The 25,889-nt window shown below is 59.6% G+C and carries 17 protein-coding genes; 11 read left to right on the plus strand and 6 right to left on the minus strand.

What is annotated here, in order from left to right:
* The first annotated feature begins 168 nt into the window (after positions 1-168).
* Both NW839_RS08960 and NW839_RS08965 read left to right on the plus strand, forming a co-directional pair.
* Complete coding sequence (locus tag NW839_RS08960) at positions 169-3,378, plus strand: PAS domain S-box protein (protein WP_414350369.1); 3,210 nt, start codon at positions 169-171, stop codon at positions 3,376-3,378.
* Positions 3,379-3,415: 37 nt separating this feature from the next.
* Complete coding sequence (locus tag NW839_RS08965) at positions 3,416-5,104, plus strand: NAD+ synthase (protein ID WP_414350371.1); 1,689 nt, start codon at positions 3,416-3,418, stop codon at positions 5,102-5,104.
* A 232-nt stretch (positions 5,105-5,336) separates the two neighbouring features.
* Here the strand turns inward: NW839_RS08965 and NW839_RS08970 are convergent, their stop codons facing one another.
* Positions 5,337-5,489: a chlorophyll a/b-binding protein gene (locus NW839_RS08970; protein WP_011429120.1), complete on the minus strand. Its 153-nt coding sequence runs from the start codon at positions 5,487-5,489 to the stop codon at positions 5,337-5,339.
* Positions 5,490-5,605: 116 nt separating this feature from the next.
* The gene (locus NW839_RS08975) at positions 5,606-6,490 is read right to left on the minus strand and encodes a penicillin-binding transpeptidase domain-containing protein (protein WP_414350373.1); all 885 of its coding nucleotides are present in this window, start codon (positions 6,488-6,490) and stop codon (positions 5,606-5,608) included.
* A 119-nt stretch (positions 6,491-6,609) separates the two neighbouring features.
* Here NW839_RS08975 and NW839_RS08980 point away from each other — a divergent pair, with 119 nt between their 5' ends.
* The 9 genes from NW839_RS08980 (at position 6,610) to carA (ending at position 20,448) form a co-directional block, all read left to right on the plus strand.
* Positions 6,610-6,837, plus strand: coding sequence for a photosystem I reaction center subunit IV (locus NW839_RS08980; protein ID WP_414329200.1), 228 nt, complete (start codon positions 6,610-6,612; stop codon positions 6,835-6,837).
* A gap of 50 nt (positions 6,838-6,887) precedes the next feature.
* Positions 6,888-7,727 carry a DNA-formamidopyrimidine glycosylase gene (locus tag NW839_RS08985; protein WP_414350375.1) on the plus strand — a complete coding sequence of 280 codons (840 nt, stop codon included), beginning with the start codon at positions 6,888-6,890 and terminating at the stop codon, positions 7,725-7,727.
* Positions 7,728-7,813: 86 nt separating this feature from the next.
* Positions 7,814-8,443, plus strand: coding sequence for a pentapeptide repeat-containing protein (locus NW839_RS08990; protein WP_414380585.1), 630 nt, complete (start codon positions 7,814-7,816; stop codon positions 8,441-8,443).
* 89 nt (positions 8,444-8,532) lie between these two features.
* On the plus strand, positions 8,533-9,129 hold the full coding sequence (locus tag NW839_RS08995; RefSeq protein WP_414350377.1) for a response regulator: 597 nt from the start codon (positions 8,533-8,535) through the stop codon (positions 9,127-9,129).
* A 141-nt stretch (positions 9,130-9,270) separates the two neighbouring features.
* Positions 9,271-16,647 (plus strand): hormogonium polysaccharide biosynthesis protein HpsA, encoded by a 7,377-nt coding sequence (gene hpsA / locus NW839_RS09000; protein WP_414350379.1) that lies wholly within the window; start codon positions 9,271-9,273, stop codon positions 16,645-16,647.
* Between the two features lie 57 nt (positions 16,648-16,704).
* Positions 16,705-17,451 (plus strand): prepilin-type N-terminal cleavage/methylation domain-containing protein, encoded by a 747-nt coding sequence (locus NW839_RS09005; RefSeq protein ID WP_414350380.1) that lies wholly within the window; start codon positions 16,705-16,707, stop codon positions 17,449-17,451.
* Positions 17,452-17,501: 50 nt separating this feature from the next.
* A complete protein-coding gene (locus NW839_RS09010; protein WP_414350381.1) occupies positions 17,502-18,593 on the plus strand; it encodes a type II secretion system protein J in 1,092 nt (363 codons plus the stop codon).
* A 40-nt stretch (positions 18,594-18,633) separates the two neighbouring features.
* Complete coding sequence (locus NW839_RS09015) at positions 18,634-19,173, plus strand: Tfp pilus assembly protein FimT/FimU (protein WP_414380587.1); 540 nt, start codon at positions 18,634-18,636, stop codon at positions 19,171-19,173.
* A 96-nt stretch (positions 19,174-19,269) separates the two neighbouring features.
* The gene (carA, locus tag NW839_RS09020; protein WP_414350384.1) at positions 19,270-20,448 is read left to right on the plus strand and encodes a glutamine-hydrolyzing carbamoyl-phosphate synthase small subunit; all 1,179 of its coding nucleotides are present in this window, start codon (positions 19,270-19,272) and stop codon (positions 20,446-20,448) included.
* Between the two features lie 2 nt (positions 20,449-20,450).
* Here the strand turns inward: carA and NW839_RS09025 are convergent, their stop codons facing one another.
* The 4 genes from NW839_RS09025 to NW839_RS09040 all read right to left on the minus strand — a co-directional run.
* Entirely contained in the window at positions 20,451-22,007 is a 1,557-nt protein-coding gene (locus NW839_RS09025) for a UDP-N-acetylmuramoyl-L-alanyl-D-glutamate--2,6-diaminopimelate ligase (protein WP_414350385.1), read from the minus strand.
* 112 nt (positions 22,008-22,119) lie between these two features.
* On the minus strand, positions 22,120-23,883 hold the full coding sequence (locus NW839_RS09030; protein ID WP_414350387.1) for an ABC transporter ATP-binding protein: 1,764 nt from the start codon (positions 23,881-23,883) through the stop codon (positions 22,120-22,122).
* A 59-nt stretch (positions 23,884-23,942) separates the two neighbouring features.
* On the minus strand, positions 23,943-25,121 hold the full coding sequence (locus NW839_RS09035) for a 1-deoxy-D-xylulose-5-phosphate reductoisomerase (RefSeq protein ID WP_414350389.1): 1,179 nt from the start codon (positions 25,119-25,121) through the stop codon (positions 23,943-23,945).
* A 388-nt stretch (positions 25,122-25,509) separates the two neighbouring features.
* The coding region (locus tag NW839_RS09040; protein WP_414380589.1) for an RNA-guided endonuclease InsQ/TnpB family protein at positions 25,510-25,889 on the minus strand (380 nt) is incomplete at its 5' end.

Genomic DNA, 25,889 nt, shown 5'->3' on the forward strand with positions numbered 1-25,889 from the left:
CCACGGGGTAACATCCACAGAAACCTAAGCGCCCTTCCTCGCCCGTGATTTTACGGGGTTAGGGGGGAACTTGTAGTGCAGGAAACATCGCTTAAGGCAGAAATGATACATAATCCCAAGGACAGGTGTTCTCAGTGCCCTGGTACTGCTTGCCAATAGGGGATCCTGATGCTGGCCGAACTTGATGTGCTCCTGGAAAATGCCCCCATTGGGATCTTTCGTGTGGATCTGCAGGGACGGTACCGGTTTGCCAATGCCAAGCTTGCCGAGATATACGGCTATACTTCCTCTGCCCATTTGATGCGCCATCTGTCGGATTTTGGCCATCGTCTCTATGCTGACGCTGCCGGTCGTCGCCAGTTTTTCCAGGATTTGCTTGCAGGCAAAGTCGGCGACGGGAGAGTGGCGCAAGAGTTTTTGATCCACAGTCACAAGGGCTTGGACTTATGGGTGCGAGAACAAATTCAAGTCGTCCGCAATCCAGCAGGGGATCCCCTCTGTTTTGAGGGGTATGTGGAAGACATCACGGCACAGAAGCGGGCTGAACAAGCGCTTGCAGAGAGCCAGCTCCGCTACGAAAGGCTGGTTTGCGCTATTCCACAAGCCTTGATGATTTTTAGCCGAGAAGGCCAATGCCTGGAGCTGATTTCTTCCCCGGAGAATACTTATTTTGCTTCACTCTCAGCAGAGCATATTCAGGGAAAAGCAGTGGGAGAGCTGTTCGGCCCTGAGGCTGGCGATCAACTGCAGAGGCTGATTGACCGTTGCTTGAGCAGCGGATCCCGGCAAACCTTGGAATATCCCCTAACCAACTCAGCGGGAGAGCTCCGTTACCAAGAAATTTGCATAGTTCCCTACGGAGCAAATTGCGTGCTTGGCTGCATTCAAGATATTACCGAGCGTAAGCGTCTAGAGCTGGCTTTGTTAGAGATTCAACAGCGATTCTGGGGTATTGTAGAATCCTGCAATTTGGGCATTTCTCTGCTGCCTCTTGAGCCAGAATCCAAGCCACATGGCATGAACTCAGCCCTCAAGGATATAACAGGATATTCTGCAGAGGAACTGAAAGCTTTGCCTCTGGAGGCCTATATCCCAGATTTGGCTGATGTTGAAACCCTAAAAAACCTCTGGCAGGAGATGATCGAGGGTCGGCGCAGTCATTATGAATGGGAACATCGCTACACCCGAAAGAATGGCCAAATCATCTGGGTAAAGTCTCAGGTTTATGTTGTGAGAGATGAAGAACAAAAGCCTCTGTTTGCCGTTTACTTCCTGGATGATATTAGCGAGCGCCGATCCATCAAATCTGCTCTTGAGGAAATTCAAAACCAATTGCAGGGGATCTTCAACTTCTGTAGCCAAGGGATTGCTCTGATGAGCTTGGATCCTGATCCCCGGTATCTCAGCCTCAACCCGGCAATGGCAGAGATTACAGGGTACAGCGAGGAAGATTGGTCGGCTCTGAAAGCGGAAGATTACACTCCCTATCCCGAAGACCGAGAACGGGGCGAGATACTCTGGAATGAACTGCTTTCCGGGTACACCCACAACTATGAATATGAAAAGGTGATTTGCCGTAAAGATGGCAGAGAGATCTGGGTTCGCTTACAACTCTTCGCGGTGCGAAACGCTCAAAACGAGCCTCTGTTTGCCATCCAATTTCTAGAAGATATTTCCGAGCGAAAAAGGGCCGAAACTCACCTGCGAGAAAGTTTGGCCGATCTGGCCCGCAGCGAAGCACGTTACCGCGCCCTTTACGAAGCGATCCCAGATATGCTTTTGCAAGTGGATCGGCAAGGGCTAGTCTTGTCCTATAAGCCCCCCAGAGGATTTGCATCCGCCTATCCCGATGACCGCTATCTCAACCAATACATTCAAGATCTGTTTCCAGAGCATTGGAAAACCTACTTTGCCCCTTTGCTAGAGAAAGCCTTTCAAACGGGAGAAATTCAGGTTATTGAATATCCGCTTCCTCAAATTTCTCAAGACGCGGCGGAAGCATTGCCGGAATATCGCGAGGCCCGTCTGTTGCCCTTTGGGCCGGATGAGGCCATTGTTTTGGTGCGCGATATCACCCTGCGCAAGCGCCTGGAGCTGGCCCAGCAAACACGAGAAGCTGAATTAACAGCCCTGGTGCAACAGCGAACCCAGCAACTGGAACGCAGTCTGCAGTTTGAATCGATTCTGCGCCGCCTTACCCATCAGATACGGGCAACTCTGGACGAAAAGCAGATCTTGCAGACGGTTGTGAACGAGCTGGGGAAATTTTTGGGCGTTCTTTTTTGCAATGTCGGCCTTTACGATAGCCGCCGAACCTACTCCCTGATCAGCTATGAATACACGACGCTTTCAACCTCTGGGGTCGGGGCTCGGGTTTGGATGAGAGATTTTCCCCTCTTCTACGAACAGCTATGGCGAGGCTGGTGCTTTCAACTGTGCGCTCGGGATCGTCAACGGGATCCCGACACTTTGCCCCCTTATTTGACCAAGCTGGCCTGCCCCATTGCCGACGATCAGGGCATTCTTGGGGATCTGTGGCTGGCTCGGCCTCCTGAGGAGAGTTTTAGCGATTGGGAAATCGATTTGGCCCAGCAAATGGCGGCCCAGTGTGCGATTGCCCTGCGACAGGCCAGGCTCTACCTCAGCAGCCAGGCTCAGGTGACGGAATTGAAAAAGCTCAGCCAAATTAGGGATAACTTCCTGGCCGCCGTCTCCCACGAGCTGCGCACTCCCCTTACCAGCATTAGCCTCTCGGTTCACCTGCTGAAACTGAGCCATCAAGTTTCTCCTCTCACCCCCAAGCAAATCCAGTATCTTGAGGTTCTGGAGCAGGCGTGCGAGCGAGAGATCTCCCTAATTAACGATCTTCTGGATCTACAAAATTTGTCGGGCAATACGCTCAAGCTGCCCTCTGAGCAGGTTAACCTGCCTCTCCTTTTGGCACCTCTTATCAATCGGTTCCAAGACCGGATGCGCAAGCGGCAGCAAACCCTAGAAGTTCACTGGGATCCCCACCTGCCCTATCTGCACACCCATCCCCGCCTGTTGGAACGCTTGGTCTGTGAGCTTTTGACCAATGCCCACAAATTCACGCCCGCCGGCGAACACATTGTCCTAGAGGCTGTTGCTTTAGGTTCCGACCGCTGGGAGCTGCGCTTGACCAACACGGGCACCACCATTCCCCTCGAAGAACAAGAACGCATTTTCGAGCAGTTTTATCGCATCCCCCACTCGGATCCCTGGCAGCAGGGGGGAACAGGCTTGGGATTGGCTCTGGCCCAAGCCATTGCCAACCACTTGGGCGGCTCTTTGCAGGTGGAAAGCACTGCCCACCAAACCACGTTTATTCTTCGCTTGCCCGCAGCAGAATCTTGTTGACGATTCGGTTTGGGCCACTTATGGTGAGATTTACCATATGGGGGGCAGGGTGAAGGTAGCGCTGTTGCAACTGAACTACATCGTCGGCGATCTAAGCGGAAATGCCGAGCGCATCCGTTCAGCGGTTGAGGCAGTGGCGGCGGCGGGAGCAGAGTTGGCCATCACCTCCGAGCTGGCGTTGCTGGGATATCCACCCCGCGATTTGTTGCTCTATCCGGCCCTGGTCGAGAGGGCAAGCCAGGTTTTGCAGCACTTGGCCAGCCGGTTACAGGCCAGCATTCCGGTAGTCGTGGGATCCGTGCAGCCCAATCCTCTGCCTGAGGGTCGGCCCCTTTACAATGCTGCTGCCTGGCTGGAGGGGGGCCAGATCCGCCACTGGTTCCAGAAGTCGCTCTTGCCCACCTACGATGTATTCGATGAGGATCGCTATTTTGAGCCGGGATCCCAGCCCCAACCCATCGAGTACCGTGGCCGCCGCCTGGGCTTTACCATTTGTGAAGACATTTGGAACGACCGCGATTTTTGGCAGCACCGTCGCTACCACTGGGATCCGGTGGAAGAGATGGCCCGCTGCGGTGCCGACCTGCTGATTAACCTCTCGGCTTCCCCCTTCAGCCTGGGCAAACAGAAGTTGCGGGTGGAGATGCTGGGATCCCTGGCCCGCAAGCACGCCCTGCCCATTCTCTATGTCAATCAAGTGGGGGGCAACGACGATCTCATCTTCGATGGGGCCAGTTGCGCCCTGGATCGCTGGGGTCGGGTTGTGGCCCAAGCGGCTGCCTTTCAGCCAGATCACCTCATCCTGGATGTGGACGAGTTGACCCAGTCTCCCAACCCAGACCAGAATCCACCGACTACGGGATCCCGCTGGCCGACTGAGCCGGAAGCTGAGCTGTACGAGGCGTTGGTTTTGGGCACCCGCGATTACGTCAGCAAATGTGGCTTTCGCGAGGTGCTATTGGGCCTGTCGGGGGGGATCGACTCTGCCGTCACTGCTGTGATCGCCGCCGATGCCTTGGGGCCGGAGCGGGTGCTGGGGGTGCTCATGCCCTCTCCCTATTCCAGCCCTGGCAGCCTGACCGACGCCTACCAACTGGCGCAAAACCTGGGGATCCCTACCCTGAAGCTGCCGATTCAGTCCATCATGGAGAGCTACCACCAGCTTTTGGCAGAGCCCTTTGCCGGCCTCCCCCCAGACATCACGGAAGAAAACCTGCAATCTCGCATTCGCGGCACCCTCCTCATGGCCCTTTCCAACAAGTTCGGGCGGCTGCTGCTGACCACAGGCAACAAATCAGAGCTAGCAGTGGGCTACTGCACCATTTACGGGGATATGTCCGGCGGCCTGGCGGTGATTTCCGATGTGCCCAAGACCTGGGTGTACCGCTTGGCTCGCTGGATCAACCGACAGCAGGAGCGGATCCCGCTTGCTACTCTGACCAAGCCCCCCTCAGCGGAATTGCGACCCGGCCAACAAGATAGCGACAGCTTGCCCCCCTACGATTTGCTGGACAAGATCCTGCAGCGGCACATCGAGCAGCATCAATCCAGCCCCGAGTTGGTGGCTCAAGGGTTCGATCCCGACATCGTGCAGCAGGTGCTGCGGCTGGTTCAAAAAGCCGAGTTCAAGCGACACCAAGCTCCCCCTGGGCTACGCATTACCGATCGCGCCTTCGGCACCGGCTGGCGCATGCCAATCGCCAAGCGTCAAGAAGGGATCATCTAATGGAACTAGTGGGATACCCTCACACCAGCTCCTCCGTCAGAGGGAGAAAGGGAAAGATTCGGCGCTGTCGGAATTGCTTGGAGTAGTTGGTGCCCGCTCAAGCTTTGTTGCCATTCAGAACGGCTACAACTGGTGCAGTCAAGCTTCCTGCTCAATACCCTGCTCAATACAATAAAGGGCCTGCAAGCCAGCAGACCCAAGGAAAAGCCAAAAGGCGGTAAGTTGAGGTCTCTTAGATCAGGCCCAGCCAGGAAGCAACGCCTTGGCCCGTCACCGCTTCGATGACAATGGCCAGCACAAAACCAATCATGGCAGCCCGACCGTTGAGGCGCTCGGCATACTCGTTAAAGCCAAACTTGGGCTCAGACAAATTGGGATTAGACATGAGAACCTCCAGGGTAAATGGGAACGACAGGGAGTGGGATCCGTAAAGAACGAAAACGAGAACGGCACTTGACCTTCAGTATAGTTTGCATTTCTTCATGATCGCAAGCAAGGTGGTCACCCGCTGCCGATGGCGGCGATGATCTGCCGCGCCAGGGGAATGGCCGCCTCATAGGCTTTGCCCTGATGCAGGTGCAGCACCAGCGTCCAGTTGGGATCCGGCAGGGGCCAAAAGGCCAGCAACCAGGCTTGAAAATCTTCTGCCCAGAGAATTGGTCGTCCTCGTCGTTGAGGATTGAGGATGGTGCCAGACTTGGCTGCCACTGGGATCCCTTCTGGGGCAATGCCGCGACAGGTGCCCGCTGTTGCCGCCAGGCTCATGCCAGCATGGAGAGCCTCCCAAATCCAAGCCGGTAAAGAGAAAGCGGGCAGAGAGACCTCGCCAGAAAGGGGTACACCTCGGCGGGCAATCACGCCCCCATAAACCAACAGCTCCCAGGGATCCACCGGCCCAGCCAGACCGGTCGCCAAGAGCGGAGCCGGAGTTGTATTCTGCACACTCCCTAGGCCGAAGCGCCGCAGCCACTCCACCAGGGTATCGGCCCCCAGCTCCCAGCCCAACTGGTAAAAATGCACGTTGCAAGAGTGGGCCAGGGCCTGGCGCAAGTTCAAAGCCCCATGGCCGCGGGGATCCCAGCAGGGTAGGCGGCCCAACCCCAGTTGCGGCGGCGGATCCCACCAACCCGGACAGTGGATCAAGCGCTCCCCAGAGCTGATCCCAGTCTGCAGAGCAGCGGCGGCAACGGCGCATTTGACGGTTGAGCCAGGGCTGGCCCTGATTCTGGAAGCCTGCTCCGGCTGCCAAACCCTTGTTAAACGACCGGTGTTCAGGTTGAGGACGGCGGCAAAATCGCGCGGATGGGGCAGCCCTGCAGATTTCCCCTGCAAGCCCCAGGTCAAAGCAGAACCCAACAGCCAGGCTCCACAGGTGCGACGGTTCATCTGCTGTTGGCCCCGAAAACCCAGCCAGACAAAAGCGGATCCCTGTTACAAAAATTCGGAAATCGCAGCCTTCTCACGGACTAGGGTAATCTGAGTTCAGGTCAATGGAGATAACCCTCATGGCAATTCAGCGTGGTGCCAAAGTCCGTGTGCTGCGGAAAGAATCCTACTGGTACCGGGATGTGGGAACGGTTGCGGCGGTGGATACCAGCGGCATTCTTTACCCGGTGATCGTCCGCTTTGACAAGATCAACTACTACAACATCAACACCAACAACTTCCGCGAAGATGAGCTGGAAGTGTTGGAAGCTCCCAAGGCCAAGGCCAAAGCTGCTCCGGCCAGCTAAACCAACAAGGGTTCTGATGCCGGGGACTGTGTTCTTGAGCAAGTCGTTCTGTGCCTGAACTGCCGGAAGTTGAAACAGTTCGGCAAGATTTGCAACGCCTCACCTTGGGGCCGCGGATACTTGCGGTGGAGGTGCTCCTGGCCCGCACCATTGCCTACCCTGCAGGGGAGATGTTTGGGCGGAGCTTGATTGGCACCCGTTTTACCCAGTGGCAGCGGCGAGGAAAGTATCTCCTGGGATCCCTGGATTCGAGAGCTGTTCTGGGCGTGCATCTGCGCATGACCGGGCAGTTGCTCTGGGTGCAGGGATCCACCCCTTTATCAGCTCACACTCGTGTTCGTTTGGCCTTCGAGGAAGGGTGGGACTTGCGCTTTGTGGATCAGCGCACCTTTGGCCAGATGTGGCTGGTGCCTGCCGGTGTTGAGCTGGAGGCGGTGATCCCCACCCTGCAGACTTTGGGGCCGGAGCCCTTTTCGCCAGCTTTTTCTGAGGCCTATTTCCAGGCTGCCCTGCAGAAGAGCCGCCGTCTTATTAAAACCGCGCTGCTGGATCAATCGCTGGTAGCCGGGGTGGGCAACATTTACGCCGACGAAGCCCTGTTTCTGAGCGGCATTCACCCTTTGACGCCAGCAGTTCAGCTTTCGGATGTGGCCAAGGCACGCCTGCGAGAAGCTTTGATCGAGGTGTTACGGGCCGGGCTGGAGCAGCGGGGCACCACCTTGCGGGATTACCGGGATCTGCGTGGGCTCAACGGCAACTATCAAGGGCAAGCGTGGGTGTACGGTCGGGAAGGGGATCCCTGTCGCCTCTGTGGCCATCCGATTCGGCGGATCAAGCTGGCAGGGCGTTCGGCCCACTTTTGCCCCCGCTGCCAGCCGCAACAGAGCTAGTGGCGCTCCTCAAGATATGGGGGATCCCTGGGGAAATGGGCCAGAGCGGCTACCATCAGCAGTAGGAGGGGATCCCGGTGAAAACCATGGGATGGGCACGGCTCCAACCTGTAAAGCCCTTGATGAGGGGAAGTCGCCTCTGGTCGGGAGCGCTGTTGGCGCTGGGGATCCCGACGGCTGCGGCCTTTGCCCAACTGGAGTTGGATGCCCAACTGGGCCGCTCCCAAATTGTTTTTCCCAGCAAAGATTGCCCCGCCTGCAACCTAACGGGGGCAGAACTGCCGGGAGCTGACCTCAGTGGGGCCAACCTGAAAGAAGCGATCCTCAGACAGGCCAATCTCCAAGCTGCCGACCTCTCCCAAGCAATCCTCAATCTGGCCGATTTGAGAGGGGCCAATCTGAGTGGCTCAGCTCAGGCAGGGGCTTTCTTGTGGGAAGCTGATCTGGCGCAGGCCAACCTGCAGCAGACAGATCTGACGGGTGCCAATCTGCAGGTGGCCAACTTAAGCGGGGCCGACTTGCGTCGAGCCATCCTCACCGGCGCCGACCTCACAGGGGCCAAGTTACACAATGCCGATCTGCGGGGGGCCGACCTGCGAGGCGCTTTTCTGGAGGGGGCGGATCTGACCGGCGCCCTGTACAATGCCCAAACCCGGCTGGATCCCACCTTCAACCCTAGTGCTTGGGGCATGGTTTTCGTGAAAGAAGGATCTTGACCAAGAGTTACCGCTTGCTCCGCCATTTGATTTGGGATCCCCCCTTGGGCAGATTAAAACCAGCACCCCCTCGGCTGGGATCCCCTGCCATGACTTCCCCTGTCCGCGTTCTCATTGCCGACGATCATCCCCTCTTCCGGCTGGGGCTGAAGTTTGCCCTGCAAGCGCAAGGATTTGAGGTGGTGGCCGAAGCCGAGACGGGATCCCAGGCCGTCCACCATTGTCGCAGTTGCCCCATCGACGTAGCCATTTTGGATGTGCGCATGCCGGATGGGGATGGGATCGCCGCCTGCCAGCAAATCACAGAGCTGGGTCTGCCGGTGGTGGTGGTGATGATGACCACCTTTCAGGAGCCGGGTCTGATTGAGGCAGCCCGCCGCGCCGGGGCCAAAGGCTACCTTTCCAAAGAGACCGACCCGGCGGAATTGGCCCGCGTCATCCGTCAGATTTTGTCCAACCCCGAACGAGACTGGCTGCCTGCCCGACAGGAGCTGCCCAAGCTCACCCCCCGCGAGCTGTGTGTGCTGCAACTGATGAGCGAGGGCTTGGCCAACAAACAGATTGCCCGCCGTCTGGGCCTCAGCATCGAAACCGTCAAAGAATACGCCAGCACCGCCTACCGCAAGCTGGATGCTAGCGACCGTGTCACCGCCCTGCTCAAAGCGCAGCAACTGGGGATCTTGTGAATTGGAGAAAGGGCTTGGGGATTCCCCCCAGAGGTGGGGATTTGCGGCGGCCATGATCACCGCCATACTGTTGCTAGCTTGGCATCTTGACAAGGGATCCCTGGGGTGCCGCCTTCCCCTTCACGTTGTCCGAGATACGGTATGTCTGCTCCTTCCACGCTGCTGCTCAAGCTCACCCTGCGCTTGCTCGCCTCTTTGAAAGCACGGGTGGATCAGCGCAAGATTCGAGAGCGGGGCTTCGTCCTGCCGGTTGCCATTTTGATCGTGCTGGTCTTGAGCTTGGTGACGGTGGGGCTGCTGACCCGCTCTACCCAGCGCAGCATCCAAACCCAGGTGGAACGAGCGGGGCAAACCATTAGCCGACAACTGAATACGGCCATTGACCGGGCTAGAGCTAAGATCGAGTACCTAGTTCGGGATCCCCGCCTGCCCAACAGCGCCCCGACGGATGCGCAATTTGCCGCAGCCCTCATCAACGATGGGGCAGGGGGTCTGCTTCCTCGGGATCCCGATGAGCCCTACATCCTCCCCGACGAAACTCAGTTCGTGATCGCCACCAACATTCAGGTGGAGGATCCGCAAAATCCGGGACAAAACTTGAACGTCCGGGTTCAGGCGCCCGCTTGGTGGTTCTTGGCGGATACCGACAACAATGGCATCAATGACTCCGTAACGGTTTATACTATTCTGAACACCCGTCGGGCTGCCGGCGGCGACTTTGAGGCTAACCTGACGGATACCGAGCGGGCGCGGCGGCTGCTGATCCGCAGTGGGCCACTGCAGGGTTCGGCCTTGGCGGGGTGTACCGATTCTCCGGCTGAACAGACGGTCAACCCCAACGTGGGGGATTGGTTCCAGGTTGGCTCTGCGTTGTACAAGCCCTTTCAAGTCTATGCCGTCACCTTGCCTATTGCGGGTGCCGACTCCACCACCCGTGCCATTTCGGCTTTGCAATTTCAGCAGGATCGGCGGAGGGATCTGCTTAACAAATGGGGAGCCTTCAGCCGCGGCGACCTAGAGTATTTCTTCACTCCTGGCTACAACTGGAACGGTGCCATCTACGCGGGGGGCAGCCTCTTTTTCCGTTACGCCAGCAACAATTTGTTCCGAGCTTTCACCATCAGCTCGGAGCAGTCTTGCTTCTACATGCCGCCGGAAAACTCCGAGATTACCGCCTTCGGAGAGTTGGTGGCAGGGGCCATTGGCTACGCCGGACAGGAGGCGAGCGATACATTGATCTTTGATGCCCACCCTAAGGTGGCGAAAGTGCCGCCAAGTACGCCGCTTCCCCGCCTGAATAACCTCAATTTCGATTCGGTTCAAAACACCGCAGCTCCTGAGATGGTAGCTCTGGATCCGCTGGAGCTACAGCTTTTTGGCCGCATTCGCACCCGCGGAACCTACGCCCAGGATCCAGCGGGATGGTCAGTCTCTCCAATTAATGTCAGGCGGAATTCAGAGAGTGGCCCACCAGGACGAGTTCAAGCAGGCGGCTTTCAGTCAACGGAAGACCAAGTCTGCCCCCCCTACGTGGACGATGTTTACCGGGCCGACAACCGCTTTGGCCCCAAGGCCAGCTATGACCGCCCACCGGTCAGCCCTGATCCGGCAAGGGGCTGCGATGTGGACACCTTTACTCAAACGTTTGGTGTCAGTGCTGGTGCTCCGATCCCTGGGGATGCTCAGAACAACCAGAGGGAATCTCTAACGCAAGACAACCCACCCCCAGGCGCCCTTTCCGAGGTGGGCTTGGATGGCTACTGGGAGCGGCGGGCCCGCGTGGAAGGGCTGCGGGTGATCGTGGGCCAGCGGCTGGAGCTGACTCGCACAGATTCTTTGCCTTTGCCTCTGGTGCCGCCCGGGGATCCCAACGATCCCACCAAGTTGCAGCCCATTTTCATCAGCAACGAGGCGCGGCAACGCCTGACGCTGCGGGATAACCCGGCGGCAGTGCAGGCTACAGCCGTTTACCACCACAGCCACAGAGATGGCCGCTTTCCGATAGCCTGCCTGGCTACGGTGGCCCACCCCGGCTCTCCCTGGAGCTTGCAGCGGGCTTCCACGTTCCCCACCGGCGACCAGCGCACCCAACTGGGCATCAACTTCTTTACCGGGCAGGGCACCAATGTCTGGGAATATGACCCAACCCCGATGCAGGCTCGGCTAGCTCCGGGCACCCCCTTGTGGACGGCCCTCACCAACCTGGCCAATTTTGCCGGCGATCCCGATGGGGCCTATCCGCCGCGTCAAAAGGCGGGCCGCATTCACCCGGATCCGTTTATTACGGCTTTTGGCAACTTCTCGGAGCTGCGGCGAATCATTGAAAACCCGACAAACCTCAGCTTGGCGGATCAATCGACACTGCAAACGGCAGGCTGCATGTTGGGCATGCTGGCCGACAACATGCTCCGCATTGAGGCGGCTGCCAATGCCGGGGATCCAGCGGCTCAAACCCTCTGGAACGACATTCAAGCCAGCCGAGCTGGGAACCGAGAAGCAGCCAACCGGTTTTATCTGCCGCTGCGCTACATCTTCCCGACCACCAGTTTCAACCAGACGGATACCCTGGAAACGGAGCGGCGCAGCGCTTACTCCTTCCTTCCGAGCACAGTCAGCTATCAGGCTGTAACCAACTTAAACGAGGTTGCTCTGGAGCCCCGTTCTGGAATTGGCAACTGGGCTTTGCCCCATGCCCCAGCCAATTGCACTGCTGCTGGCCCCAATAGCAACCAATTTGATCTCATTCGGATTGGCGACCAGTGTCATCGCGTGCCCTTCAAAGATTCCGTCTTCTACGATGGCCGCGAGGCGATGGCGGTGCGGGCCCTCAACATCGACCTGGCCCTGCTGACCAACAACGTCAACGGACAGGCCAGGGGGTTGATTAACGGGGACACTTGGCTGCCTGCCGGCATTGGCGAGAACCGAGAAGGGGGGATTTTCTACGCCTTCCGGGAAGATGCCGTGCGGGAAGATGCCATTGCCCGCCCACCCTTGGGCACTTTTGATAGCTACCTAACCAGCTGGCACAACGCAAACGCCCGCGGCACTTTGGGCAGCGCCGGTATTATGAACGCCGGTCAGCCAGGTCGCGGCACGGCTAACAACCAAACGGTCTGGGATCCCCCTGTTTCCAATCCAGGTGGACTCAGCCCCAAACCGGTGGACTACTATGCCGATCCGGATCGGCGGCCCTACGGCTTCCGGCTGCGCAACGGGGCGGTGCTGGCCCGGGGTGGGTTCAACCCTGATGACGCGATTTTTGGCCTCTCCTTCATTTCCGACAACCCCGTTTATATCCAAGGGGACTTTAACCTGCATCAGACGAAGAGCGGCGAGCCCCTGGAGGAGTTTACCACTCGCCTTGCCTTCGGAGCAGACGGTCTTTACAGCAACTTCTACGGGCGGCGGCGATCCGGATCCAATGAGGACCGGGAAGACCGGCGCTTTGCCCGGGCGGCGGAGGATCTCTGGCGGCCGAGCGACGTGTTGGGCGACTCGGTGAACATCCTCTCTGCCGATTTCTGCGATGGCAGCATTGATGATGCCTTTGTCCAGGATGGCACCCTCAATGGCGGCGGCGTTAACTACAACCCCGGGCAGGACTACAACGGTGGGCGGGCATCAGCCCCTCGGCGGTGGGATTACTACGGCTGTCTCAGGGGTGAGAAGGACAGGGATAACCTGGGATTCAACACCTCCTTCCTCAACCAAGCGCTGGTGATCCGGGGCAACAACTGGCCGGCTCCGGATCCCAACAGCGCTGGGGTTCTGCGCTTTGACAACACGAACGGGGCCCAGAACCTGGGCGACAACCTCAACCAGCCGGGTTGGCCGGATGTGTTTGCCCGCGACACCATTCTGGCTCCCTTCGACAACGCCGATTCGGATCCCAATAACGATGACAGAACGGCGGGCGGTGGCGTGCCGGCAGTGCGGCCCTTGCGGGCGCCCGATACGGGCTATGCCAACTTTGGTGTGCGCATCTCGGCTTTGGGCAACCCGGTGCTGGATACCTCCCGCTGGGTGCTGGTGGCTCCGCTGGGACCCTGCCCGGATCCCGGTGGCTCTGGGTTGCTGGCCGAGTACTACAACGGCTGGCTGACTAGCCCGAGAGACCAGTACGAACGCAACACAGAGTTTGCCACGAACGGGACTGTGGGCCCTCTGCCCTCAGGGGCTCAAGATCGCAACCTGCCCTACCTGCGGGCAGTGCGCTGGCCAGATCCAGTGTTCCCAGCGCAAGGCGTGCCCGATGCCCTTGGTCGGTTTAACAACGGCTTTACCAGCAGTGCTCACACTTGCCCCACGACCAACTTGGGCAGCGCCAACAATGACCAACGCTGGGCCTGCGTGCGCGATACTATCAACAATCCGAGCAGCCTAGGGCGCTTTGCCCGCAGCGGTGGCCCTGAGTTTCCCTGGTGGGGAGGCTTCCAGTACTTTTTCGGCAGCAGCACATCGCTGGACTCCAACTCTCCCTTCAAGCGGCGGCTGTATAACAACTCTATGTGCGACAGGTTGGCGGACATTCGGCAGCCCCTTTGCCGCTTGTCGGCGCCGGCTGGCACCCCAGATCGACGGGATCGCGGCGACTGGTTCTGGATGCCTAGTTGCGGAGAGCCAGATGGCAACAATGGCTTTACGAATCTGCTGACCGACGCAGATGATCTCAACTTCCCGGGTCACTTCAACTTCCTGCGCTCCTGCTGGCGGCGTAGAAGCGGCTCAGGGCCGAATGGCAACAGCAACGGCAACGACTTTTTCGCGGTGCGCTGGGTAGGGGAGCTGTATCCGCGTTGGCCTGGCCTACAGAGCTACCGCATTCTCAACGGCGACGACGGCGTGCGGCTGATCATTCGACGGCGGGACGGCTCCAGTGCCACTTTTGTCAACAATGGAGCCTGGAACGGAACTCCGCTCAGCCTAGGGCCCAATGCTGCGGGTGCCGAAGCCTGGCAGGATGGCGGCGGTAACCTGGTCACCCTGCGATTAGAGCTGGAGTGCGCGGATCCATCCCAGCCCTCGCCCTACTTGGTGGAGATCCAAACTTACGAAAATACCGGCAGTGCCTCCCTGCGCTTTGCCACTCGCGATGACAGCGATCTGGAAGACTACGACCTGCGGTACCTGAAGCCGCTGCAGGGGGTGAACCAACCTTGCCAGCCGGATCGGAATAAACCTCTGTTATCCAACCAGAAGTACTGCGAAGCCCCTCTCAATTGCAATCCCATCTGGGGAGTCTGGACTCCTGCATGTGACCCCAACATCTGTCAGCAAACCACTATTACCCAAACCAGAACTGCCACCTTGCCTGCCGGTTGCCCTGGCAGCGCGCCAACGCCGGAAACTCGGCAGATCACCTGCCAGCCGCAGTACAACTACGGGCCTTGGTCGGATTGGACGCCTCAGTGTACCCAGCAGCAGCAGTGCAGCCGGGCTACCATTACGCAGAGCCGCAGCCGCACGGTTACGCCGCTGTGTCCCAGCCAAAGCCCCTTTACTGAAACCCAAAACCAAACCATCACTTGCCAACCTCCGGGGGCTACCTGCACCTATACAGACTGGACTCCTGCGTGCACGGTGGCCAATGGCGGCCTGACCATAACTCAGACCCGCACCGAAACCTGCACCTCGATTTGCGGAACCACCACCAGGCAGCAAACCCAGACGGTCACCTGCCAGAAGATCTGCAACTACAACTGGGGCCCTTGGTCACCGGCCAGTTGCGATGAGGTCATCGACCAAATCGCCTGCGGCACAACCAAAACCTTTACCCAAACCCGGACGGGCACCCTCATCGCCAGCACCAGCAGCCCCACCTGCTCGCCCACTACAACGCAGACACAATCTTTAACCTGTCAAGGGCGGCCTTGCGGGTCGAGCACCTTTGCCCCAGAAGCTCCTTCCAAGAGCCCCTTGGGCGAGTGGATGGCAGCCAAGCCCAACACGGTGGAGCTGCGCCCTGTCCACGAAATCCAAGCCGATCCAGAGCCGGAGACGATCGGCGTGAACACGGTGGCCAAGGCTTCTACTGAAGGCGTGACCATTGCTCTGGAGCCGCAGCTCTCGCCGGTGCTGGAGGTGAAGGCGGGAGTGCCCAAGCCGCCCAAGTGGCCCAACCCTGCCGAGGCTCTGCAGGCGGCCTTCAATTGGATGTTTGGTGAGCCCGCCTATGCTGCCCGCGCCGGACTGAGAGGCAATTTGCTCTCCAGCCAGATCGCCAACCCCAGCAAAGAACCCGGCATTCGCCCTGCCGAGAGTGGTGCTTCTCCGATTTCCGGAACTCTTAGCCTAGGCACCGACGACTGGGCGCGGCAACTGCGGCGGCGATTGCTCAATCCCAATGGAACTGTTCGCTGTGACTCAGAAGAAAAGGTCACTCCCACCGACGGTGGCTTCTGGGTACCGGGGGTGTTTCGCCCCAACTTCAACGACCGCTTCAAGTACACCGCCTACACCGGTGACAGCCGACCCAGCACTCTGCGTACCTCTCCTAAAGGTGCCGATCCTACCTTCGAGGATCTCAACAAGAATGGCATTTGGGATCCGGAGGAGCCTTCAAATGTTTTGGAGCGGGATCCACTGTTTGGGTTAGACTTGCCGGATCGGCCAGAGCTAGAGATCCAACCCCAGATGGCGCTCAACCCTTACGCCCGCGTCAACAAAAGCGCCGCGACCCAAGCCTACACTCCCGCGTCCAAGTATGCGGACGGATACTACATTAACCACAAGGGCAGTGAAGATATTCGCAATGGCCTCTGCTTCTACGTCAAGCCCAACGGCAACACCATCCAGGTGCAGGTTGATCGGGATGGCGGCAGTGGCAATAAACCGGAGTGGGTGGACGTAGAGCCCTTCACCCTGGATCTGAACAAGCCCACCACCGGCTTTGCCGGCAACAACCCTGTGCTGGGGGTAATCCTGGATGAGGTGACCCGTCGGCCCATTCCCATCCCGAGCTTCCAGGAGCTGGCTTCAACCGATGTGAACCAGCGCCGCCGCAACGACAACGGCACCCAAAACCGGCAGCTCCAGCCGGCCAGGGAAACGCGGGTAAATGCCATTGCCATCAGCGGTGTGATCCCGTCTCGGCTGAATCAGACGGGCGGGGGCATGCACAACTTCCTGCGCCTCAACGAGCTGTGGAGAAATACCGACCTCTTCTTCAGCGGCTCGATGATCCAGCTCAACTACAGCACCTATGCTACCGGCCCCTTCCTGCAGCACAGCTTTGAGCCACCCGATCTGGTAGCCGATCCAACCTTCGTGCGCGGTTACGACTACTACTACCCACCCAGCCGCCGCTTCGGCTACGACGTGGGTCTGCAAATTGCCCGTCGTCCCAGCGCGGTGTCGGCTCGCTTCCAATTCCCCTCCAATGCCCGCACTGAGTTCTTGCGGGAGTTGGATCCTCAGGATCCGTATGTGCGGCGGCTGCGCTGCGCACTCCAGAATCAGCCGGGTGTGCAGTTGGATCCGTCTGCCCGGATTGGTGGCTGCGAGGAGTTTAACTGATATTGACCTGGCCGGTCAGGGGCAGATTTAGGGTAGGGGCAGAAGAGGGAGGGATCCATGAACAAGTGGCGGCTTTGGCAGCAACACCAAGCGGAGGGTTTCACCCTCATTGAAGTCTTGGCTTCGGTCGTCCTCGTGGCCCTGGCCATGGCCGCCCTGGCCCCTACCCTCACGGTAATTGCTTACCGGCGCGCCATGAGCGAGCGGGTGGAGCTGGCCAACCGCCTAGCCCAGGAAGAGGTAGACCGCATCCGCACTCTGGTGGATATCGAGCTGGCTGCCAACCCTCGCGCTTTTCAGGATCAACTGGCCCGTCTGCCCAAGGTGGGAGCCAACCCGCTGGCAAATACCTCACCTCCCACCAACATGGACAGAGAGGGGAACAACTATTCCATTCGCGTGGCTCGGGTTCAAGTGCCGGGGCGTAACCCCGAAGAATACGTCATCCAAACCTTCCGCGACGCAGGGGCACCTTGCATCGACCGCCGTGAAAGCAGGGTCATTCAGGGGGTGCCCTGCAGCTTTCGCATGGGTGTGAGGGTTTACCACCGCTTTTCTTTTGATCCAAACACTCGCCAAGCGCTGCCTGGCTTGAGGGCGGAGGTGGTTTCGGCTAACCAGAACTTGGCCAATGCCAATGTCTGGCTCTTTCCACTAGCCACCTCCTTTGTAGAAGTTAACCCTGCTGCCAACTTGGGGGATGTTTGCCGCGCCGTTTTGGCCGATGTTCAAGCCAGAGGTGGAACACCGACCAACAACTGCAATGCCTTCCCGCTGCCCAGCCCAAGCCCTACCTCGCTTTGAAGCGACGGGTAAGCTCCTCCTGCAGGCTCACAAAAAGGTGGTGTTTTCCTATGTTCAAGGTTTTTCGCCACAGGGTTTACCAGAGTGCGGGGTTTACCCTCATTGAGCTGTTGGTCTCACTGCTGGTTGCCTCCATCTTTCTCCTGGCCACCGCGATGATTGTCATCGAGACGATGCGGCTGGATCGGGAAGAGACGGGCCGCACCCAGGTGCAGGCGGAGCTGACCCAGGCCATGCGGTATATTCAGCAGGATCTGGCGGAAGCTCTCTACATTTACAACGATGCGGAACAGCCCAACGGTAATGGAACGCCGGATCTCATCGAGCGGCTTTACACTCCTGGATGGATTCGCCGCCCCGATGGGGCCATTCCAGTGGTCGCCTTTTGGAAGCTGAATCCGATCCCACGCGATTGCTATCAAGGCCCTCCGACGTTGCAACAAATTCGAGAAGGCCGAGTAACTTTGAGGGAGAGACCTACGGGTATTTCCGAAGCTGACTGGGATAACATCCGCAGCCGCCGTAACATTTACACCTTGGTTGTGTACTACTTGCAACGTAACTACAACAACGCCGGTAACCCAGACGGCAACACCCCTTGGGAGGGCAACGCGCGCATTGCTAGGTTTGAGTTGCAACCTCTTAATGACACATGCACTGAGCGCAGCCGATTTTTTGTCGAGGATCCGGATCCCTTCCGGGAAGGCTTTCTGGTTTGGCCCTCTGAGCAAGCTAGGGCTCGCCAAACTCCCATTGCTGGGGCAGGCAATCAAGGTAATCGACTGGTAACTCTGGTCTCCAACATCTTCAGCAGCCGGCAGGGCAGCCCGCAGGTTGCCCCGAATTGCCCACAGGGCTATGCCTTTGGAGGGGGCAGGCCCGACGGAGTCACTTTCTCAGGCCTAGAGGTCAATCAAAACGACGTGGGCTTCCATGTTTGCGTTCGGCGCAGTACCGACGCCAGCCTTCCCCAAGATGTGATTGTTACCATCACGGCAACTGCCATGGAGCGAGCCAATCCCGGCCTGTTCCGGCGCTACATCCAAGATGCCACCAGCGTTGATGCGGAGCAGGTGTCGCGGTATCTGACGACAATGCAAACTCGGGTGTTGGCCCGTGGTGTGTTTAATCGTCAAGCCTAGTCAAGCCTATGTGACTTATTCGGAGGGGGGATCCCTGCCTATGCTGGCCTCAGTGAGCCGATTTAGACGGATTGCACCTGCCCAGACAAGGGGCTTTACGCTGATAGAAGTCTTGGCGGTTATTGTCATCATCGGCATCTTGGCTGTGCTGTCCGTTCCCTCTGGGATCAACATCTGGGCGCGGATCCAGCTTGAGGATGCGCAGAACAGGGTGGAGCGAGCCTTGCGCACTGCCCGCACCAACGCCAGAGCCTCTCTCCTGGGCCGAGCTTGGGTGGTGGGGGTGGACAATTCAGAGCCAAACGTGCCGACTCTGGTTATCCAGGATGAGGAGGGCCTCTGCGATGAACCTACCCCCTGTCAGCGGCTACGCCTGAACAATTTTGTAACTGTGGCCAACACCTTCAATGACGGAAGGGCGGTTTTTGAATCCGATGGCCGGGCCCGTCAACTGGGTCGCTTTGTAGTCAGCAGCACCTACTCCCAGGGGGAAAACCGCTGTGTGGTGGTAAGCACCTCAATCGGTACCATTCGCAAGGACAACAACCCTGAGTGTGGCAGCGTGGTAGAGGGAGAATAGTTGAGGTAGGATGGTCGGACTGCCGCCCTCACCCCCGGCCCCTCTCCCAAAGGGAGAGGAGGGTTTGGGGGGCTGGTAATGCTGTAGGTTCCTTCTATGCTCACGGCTTCCCCACCGCTTGTTTTTCCCTGGCAAACTCGTCAGCCGGCTCTCTTGGTGCTGGCGGATGGCACTTCCTTTGCCGGTTGGTCTTTTGGGGCGCCGGGCACGGCGGTGGGCGAGGTGGTGTTCAACACAGGCATGACCGGCTACCAGGAGGTGATCACCGACCCTAGCTACCGGGGGCAGATGGTTACCTTCACCTGTCCGGAGCTGGGAAATACCGGAGTCAATGAGCTGGACGAAGAATCGGCTCGGCCTCAGGTTGCGGGGATCATCGCCCGCAATGTGTCTCGCCTGACCAGCTCCTGGCGGGCTACATCCACCCTCCCCGAATACCTGCAACGATATGGGATCCCGGCCATTGCCGGGGTGGACACGCGGGCTTTGGCGCGGCGGCTGCGCTCTCAGGGGGTGATGAACGGGGCCCTTTCCACGGAGACTTTGGATCCCCAGGTTTTGTTGGAGCGGGTGCGCCAGGCTCCTTCCATGCAGGGGTTGAGCTTGGTGGCGGAAGTTACTACTCCTCAACCCTACGAGTGGCTGGAGCCTACGCCTGCCGATTGGGACTATGGGCGCAGCCAAGGGATCCCGATCCCGGAGCCGCCCCTGCGGGTGGTGGCCCTGGATTTTGGCATCAAACGCAACATCTTGCGCCGCCTCACCCGCTATGGCTGTCGGGTGATGGTGTTGCCGGCCAATGCCAGCCCGGAGCAGATTTTGAGTTACAACCCCGATGGGATCTTCCTCTCCAATGGGCCAGGGGATCCCGCCGCTGAGACGACTGCCATCCGCACCACCCAAGCTCTGCTGCAAACCGGGAAGCCCCTATTTGGGATTTGCCTGGGCCATCAGATCCTCAGCTTGGCCCTGGGGGGATCCACCTACAAGCTCAAGTTTGGCCATCGGGGCCTCAACCATCCCTGTGGGCTGGACAAGCAAGTGGAGATCACCAGCCAAAACCACGGGTTTGCGGTGGATGCCGACTCGATCCCTGCCGATGGGGTGGTAATCACCTACCTCAACTTGAATGACCGTACCGTGGCCGGGATCCGCCACCGTCACCTGCCCCTGTTTTCCGTGCAGTATCACCCGGAAGCCAGCCCCGGCCCTCATGATGCCGATCACCTCTTCCGCGAGTTCGTGGAGCTGATGCTGCAGCACCGCTCCCGTTAGCCTCACCCCCGGCTTTTTTCCCTCAGGGCCAGGGCGGCGCGGGCTTCTTCTCGGTCGTCGAAGTGAATCTTCTCGGTGCCCAGGATCTGGTAGTCCTCATGGCCTTTGCCGGCAATGACCACCGTATCCCCTGGCTGGGCTGCGAGGATGGCCAGGCGAATGGCCTGCCGCCGATCCACCTCCACCGCCCTGGGGGATCCAGGGATCCCGGCCAAAATATCCCGTAGGATCTGCTGGGGATCTTCGGTGCGGGGGTTGTCGGAGGTAACGATCACCTGATCGGCCCAGGTGGCGGCAATGCGGCCCATCTGCGGTCGTTTGCCCCGATCCCGATCCCCGCCACAGCCAAAGACGCAGATAAGTTGCCCTTGCACCTGGGATCGCAGGGCCTTGAGCAGGTTTTCCAGGCCGTCGGGGGTGTGGGCGTAGTCCACAACTACCGCGATATCCTGCCCCGGCAGGGTCACCCGCTCCATCCGCCCCGGTACGCCCGGAAAGTGGGGCAGGGCCGACTGGATGATCTCGACAGGGATCCCCAAGTGCAGGGCTACCCCCACCGCCGCCAGCAGGTTGGCCAGGTTGAAGGATCCCACCAGGGGGGCCTCCACGGCAAACGTGCCCGCAGGGGTGTGCAGGGTCGCGCTCAGGCCGGTGGGGCGCAGTTGAACTTGGCCGGGCCAGAGGCCGGGGATCCCCTGCAGGGGCTGCAGCGAGTAGGCCCAGGGCTGCAGATCGGGCCGAATGGCTTGCAAGAGCCGCCGTCCCCCAGCATCGTCGGCGTTGATCACCGCCCGCCCTTGGAGATACTCCTGTCGGAAGAGGGTGGCTTTGGCCTGCCAGTAGTTCTCCAGCGTCTGGTGAAAGTCCAGGTGATCCTGGGTGAGGTTGGTCCAGACGGCAGCGGCAAAGGAACATCCCCACACCCGATCTTGAGCGAGAGCATGGGAGCTCACCTCCATCACCGCCACCTCCGCCCCGGCTCCCTGGGCTTCCCTGAGGCTGCGCTGCAGTTCAGGCGGAAAAAGGGTGGTGTGGGAGGCCACTTCGCTATAGCCAGGCCAGCGGTTGTACAGAGTGCCCAGCAAAGCCGCGGAGCGGCCGGCAGCTTGCACCAAATGTTCGATTAAGTGGGTGGTGGTGGTTTTGCCATTGGTGCCCGTCACCCCCACCAAGGTCAGTTGGCGGGCGGGAAACCCATAGAAAGCTGCCGCCACCTGGGCCACGGCCCTGTTCAGGCTGGCGCGAGGCAAAACCAGGACGGGCTGACTTCCCCATCCAGCCTCTCCGCTGACGCTCTCCCACGCCTCTTGGGAAATGATGGCCGCCACTGCCCCTGCCGCCAGGGCTTGGGCCACGAAGCTACCTCCATCCACGCGGGATCCCGGCATCCCCAAGAAGAGATCCCCCGGCTGTACCTGGCGAGAGTCGGCACAGAGGCCCCAGACCTGCACCCCCTCCAGGGATCCCTGGGCCAATTGAGGCTGGATCCCGGCTTGGCTGAGCAATTCCCACAGAGGGCGCTCCGCACCCCTAGCGCGAACAATCCCAACAGTCTCCATTCCACCACTCCTCCCTGCTTTGCAGCTTACGGTAGCCGCTCAACCCCCTTTCCGACCAGAGCGCCAGCGAGATCCCCTCTTTACCTTGGGAGAGGAGCCAGGGGTGAAGAAATCAGGCCAGTATCTCCTCCAGCTTCTGCTTGGCCCACAGGGAAGCATAGAGGCCCTTCTCGTCCGCCAGCAATTCGGCATGGGATCCCTTCTGCACGAGGCGGCCCCTGTCCATCACCCAAATCTGATCGGCTTCCACCGCAGCCGTAAGGCGATGGGTGATGAAGATCACCGTTTTCTGGGCCGTGACCCGACGCAGATGGCGAAGAATGGCCTGAGCCGTCTGATTGTCCACGCTGGAGAGAGAGTCATCCAGGATCAAGATGGGAGCATCCACCAGCAAAGCCCGGGCCAAGGCCACCCGCTGTCGCTGGCCACCGGAGAGGGTAATGCCCCGCTCTCCCACCAGAGTGTCGTAGCCCTTGGGAAAGTTGAGGATCTCGGCGTGGATGTGGGCGGCTTTGGCCACCCATTCCACCTCCCAATCTTCGGCATCCGGCTTGCCGTAGCGAATGTTATCCCGGACCGTGGCGCTGAACAGGAAGCTCTCCTGGGGCACATAGGCAATGGCCCGCCGCAGGGATCCCAGTTGAATCTGGGTGATATCCTGCCCATCCAAAAACAGTTGCCCCGGCTGGATCTCCAGCAGCCGAGGCAAGGCATTGGCCAGGGTGGACTTGCCCGCCCCAATGGGCCCTACCACCGCCACCATCTGACCCGGCTCTAGGCAAAAGTGCAAACCCTCCAGAGCCGGAGCTGCCGCAGGGCCGGCGAAGGCAAACGCGAGACCTCTGGCCTCGAGGCGACCCTGCACCCTCTCCAGAGGCAACGGCAAAGCGCCTGGGGCGTCTCGGATGGTGGGTTCTACCCCCAACAGAGCATCGATCCGCTCCAAGCTGACCTGCCCCCGCTGGTAGGCCGTGATGGTGAAGCCCAGCAGGGCGGTGGGAAATACCAACCGTTCCACGTAGAGGGTGAGGGCCGAAAAATCCCCGATGGTCAGCGTCCCGGCTGCAATTTGCGGCCCCCCCACCGCCAGCAGTAGCAACAAACTGAGGCTGACCAGCGCCACCAAAGAGGGGAAGAGCAAGTTGCGGGTGAGGGCCAAGCGCAAATTGGCCTGCAGCAGCCGCTGGTTCTGGCGGCGAAACTCCCGCTGCTCGTGCTGTTCCTGGCTGTACACCTTGATCAGGGCAATGCCGTTCAGGTCCTCTTGAATGAGATCGCTCAGATCCGCCAACTCCTGCTGCACCTGGAGCTGCTCCTGCTGCAGGCGGTTGCTGCTCAACTTCACCAGCACCAACATCACCGGAAACACCGACAGCGCCAAGGTGCTCAGACGGGGCTCGATGCCAAACATGGCGGGCAAGGTGGTGGCATAGGCAAAGATCGTGTTGGCCAAACTGAGTAGGGCAAAGCCCAACAGGCGGCGGATGTTTTCCACATCGCTGGTGATGCGGGTGAGAATGTCCCCAATGGTCTGCTGGGCAAAGTAGGAAGGCTGCAGGGTGAGCAAATGCTCGAAGATGGCTTGCTTGAGGTGAAACTCCACCTGCCGTCCCACCCCAAACATCCACACCCGCGAGGCAATGCGAATGCCCATCATCAGGCTGGAGACGACCAGCACCGTTAGGGCGTAAAGGGCAATGCGCCGGTCCGACAAAGTGGCCAGGTTCTGGCTGAGGTCATCGATGACCAGCTTGACGTACCAGGGCAGGAACACCCCCAGGCCATTGACCAGGAGCAGGGATCCAATGCCCAACCCCACCTGTCGTCGATAGGGGCGCAGATAATGGGCCAATTGTCGGAGATGGGATCCGGTCACTCACTTGCTCCCTGCATCCTCTTCCACTCTAGCGTTCAGCCGGATCCCCCCGGTAGGGATCAGGCCAGAACCTGAGCCGGGGCTTGCTGGGCCAGTTGCGCCGTTTCCCGCCGTGCCCAGGCATCTGCCTGCAAAATGTCCTCCAGGCTGGGATCGGCAATGACTTGATGCCGCTCACAAACCCGCTCCAAGAGACGGGGAATATCCAAAAAACGGATGCGCTCCTGCAAGAACAGGGCCACCGCCGCTTCGTTGGCCGCATTCAACACTGCCGGCAGCGTTCCCCCCCTCCGTCCAGCGGCATAGGCCAACTCCATGCAGGGGTACTTGCGGTGATCCGGAGCCTTAAAGGTGAGGGATCCCAGCTTGACCAAATCGAGGGGATCCCAGGGGGTGGCCAGGCGTTCCGGCCAACTGAGGCCGTAGAGGATGGGCAGGTGCATGTCCGGCCAGCCCAACTGGGCCAGAACCGAGGTATCGGCCAGCTCGATCAGGGAGTGGACAATGCTCTGCGGGTGGATGAGGATGTCGATGTGGTCGTAGTCCAGGCCGAAGAGCCAGTGGGCCTCGATCACCTCCAGGCCCTTGTTCATCAGGGTGGCCGAGTCGATGGTGATTTTGCGCCCCATCACCCAATTGGGATGCTTGAGGGCATCGGCCAGGGTGACCTGATCCAATTTTTCGGCAGGCCAATCCCGAAAGGCGCCACCCGAGGCAGTCAACAGGATTCTTCGCAGGGATCCCGCCGGCACCCCCTGTAAACACTGGAAAATGGCCGAATGCTCAGAGTCGACGGGGATCAGGTTCACCCCGTACTGCCGCACCAAGGGCAGCACCACCGGCCCCCCTGCCACCAGGGTTTCTTTGTTGGCCAGGGCAATGTCTTTGCCGGCACGGATGGCCGCCAGGGTTGGCAACAAACCGGCGCAGCCGACGATCCCCGTCACCACCCGCTGGGCCGCCGGGTGAGCCGCCACCTGACACAGCCCCTCCGTTCCGGCCACCAACTCCGGCAGCGGTCGGATCCCGGTCAGCAGCGACCGCAGCTCCGGCAGCAGCTCCTCCCGGCCAATGGCAACCATCTGGGGCCGAAACCGCCGCACCTGCTCGGCCAAGAGGGCAACGTTGCTGTAGCTGGTCAGGCCAACAACCTGAAAACGCTCTGGATACTGGGCCACCAAGTCCAGAGTTTGGGTGCCAATCGAGCCGGTGGAGCCGAGCAAGGTGATGGCTTGCATAAAGGATCCCTTTACCCCTGAAAGAGCGTGACGTCCTCCCAACGCAGACTTCCCCTCGCGCAACTTGCCCAAGGACTCCGTCCCGCTATTGCGAACGGCCCCACCTCGCGTTCGGGGATCCCTGCCTCACGCCCCTTCATCTTATTCTTATCTGGTTCTGATCTGGAATCTGTGTGCTCCCTCCGATCCCCGACAGCGGGATCCTATGCGGCTGTGGGGTCCGCGATGCCCCCCTTCCCCAGATTTTGGTTTCAAACCTTTCCCGACTGAGAACGCAGCCACTGGCTGAGCAGCGCCTCGATCAGCTCCGAAAGATCTTGATCCGATTCCAACAGGATGCGCTTCACGGCTCGGTGAGTCTCTTTGGGGATTTGACATACTCCCCTGCCTAAAGACAGGGGATTCTGGTTCCTGGTTCTGCGACAGCGCTTACCGTGTCAGGCTTCCCCTCCACGGCAGCGGCGCTCGTCTCCCCAGGCGTTCCCCCTTGCGGGGCGGTTCCCTTATGCCCTAAGGTACCGTTGTTCCACTCCTCACCCAACAACTCCAGCCCTTTGCGTAGGATGTTGATGGCCGCATTCTCATCCCGGTCAATCACCGTCCCACACCGCGGGCAGCGGTGGGTGCGAGTGGACAGCGTCTTCTTCACCCTGTGACCACACTGAGAACAGTCCTGACTGGTGTACTGGGGCGGCACTGCCACCACCACCTTGTTGAAGACCTTCCCGTAGGAGTCCAGCCACCCGGTGAATAAACTCCACCCGGCAT

The organism is Synechococcus sp. R5-15 (genome assembly GCF_047462035.1).
Lineage (GTDB): Bacteria > Cyanobacteriota > Cyanobacteriia > Thermostichales > Thermostichaceae > Thermostichus.

Coding starts and splice junctions, on each gene's coding strand:
- NW839_RS08960 (WP_414350369.1), top strand. CDS start 169: ATGCTGGCCGAACTTGATGTGCTCCTGGAAAATGCCCCCATTGGGATC.
- NW839_RS08965 (WP_414350371.1), top strand. CDS start 3,416: ATGGGGGGCAGGGTGAAGGTAGCGCTGTTGCAACTGAACTACATCGTC.
- NW839_RS08970 (WP_011429120.1), bottom strand. CDS start 5,489: ATGTCTAATCCCAATTTGTCTGAGCCCAAGTTTGGCTTTAACGAGTAT.
- NW839_RS08975 (WP_414350373.1), bottom strand. CDS start 6,490: ATGAACCGTCGCACCTGTGGAGCCTGGCTGTTGGGTTCTGCTTTGACC.
- NW839_RS08980 (WP_414329200.1), top strand. CDS start 6,610: ATGGCAATTCAGCGTGGTGCCAAAGTCCGTGTGCTGCGGAAAGAATCC.
- NW839_RS08990 (WP_414380585.1), top strand. CDS start 7,814: ATGGGATGGGCACGGCTCCAACCTGTAAAGCCCTTGATGAGGGGAAGT.
- NW839_RS08995 (WP_414350377.1), top strand. CDS start 8,533: ATGACTTCCCCTGTCCGCGTTCTCATTGCCGACGATCATCCCCTCTTC.
- hpsA (WP_414350379.1), top strand. CDS start 9,271: ATGTCTGCTCCTTCCACGCTGCTGCTCAAGCTCACCCTGCGCTTGCTC.
- NW839_RS09005 (WP_414350380.1), top strand. CDS start 16,705: ATGAACAAGTGGCGGCTTTGGCAGCAACACCAAGCGGAGGGTTTCACC.
- NW839_RS09010 (WP_414350381.1), top strand. CDS start 17,502: ATGTTCAAGGTTTTTCGCCACAGGGTTTACCAGAGTGCGGGGTTTACC.
- NW839_RS09015 (WP_414380587.1), top strand. CDS start 18,634: ATGCTGGCCTCAGTGAGCCGATTTAGACGGATTGCACCTGCCCAGACA.
- carA (WP_414350384.1), top strand. CDS start 19,270: ATGCTCACGGCTTCCCCACCGCTTGTTTTTCCCTGGCAAACTCGTCAG.
- NW839_RS09025 (WP_414350385.1), bottom strand. CDS start 22,007: ATGGAGACTGTTGGGATTGTTCGCGCTAGGGGTGCGGAGCGCCCTCTG.
- NW839_RS09035 (WP_414350389.1), bottom strand. CDS start 25,121: ATGCAAGCCATCACCTTGCTCGGCTCCACCGGCTCGATTGGCACCCAA.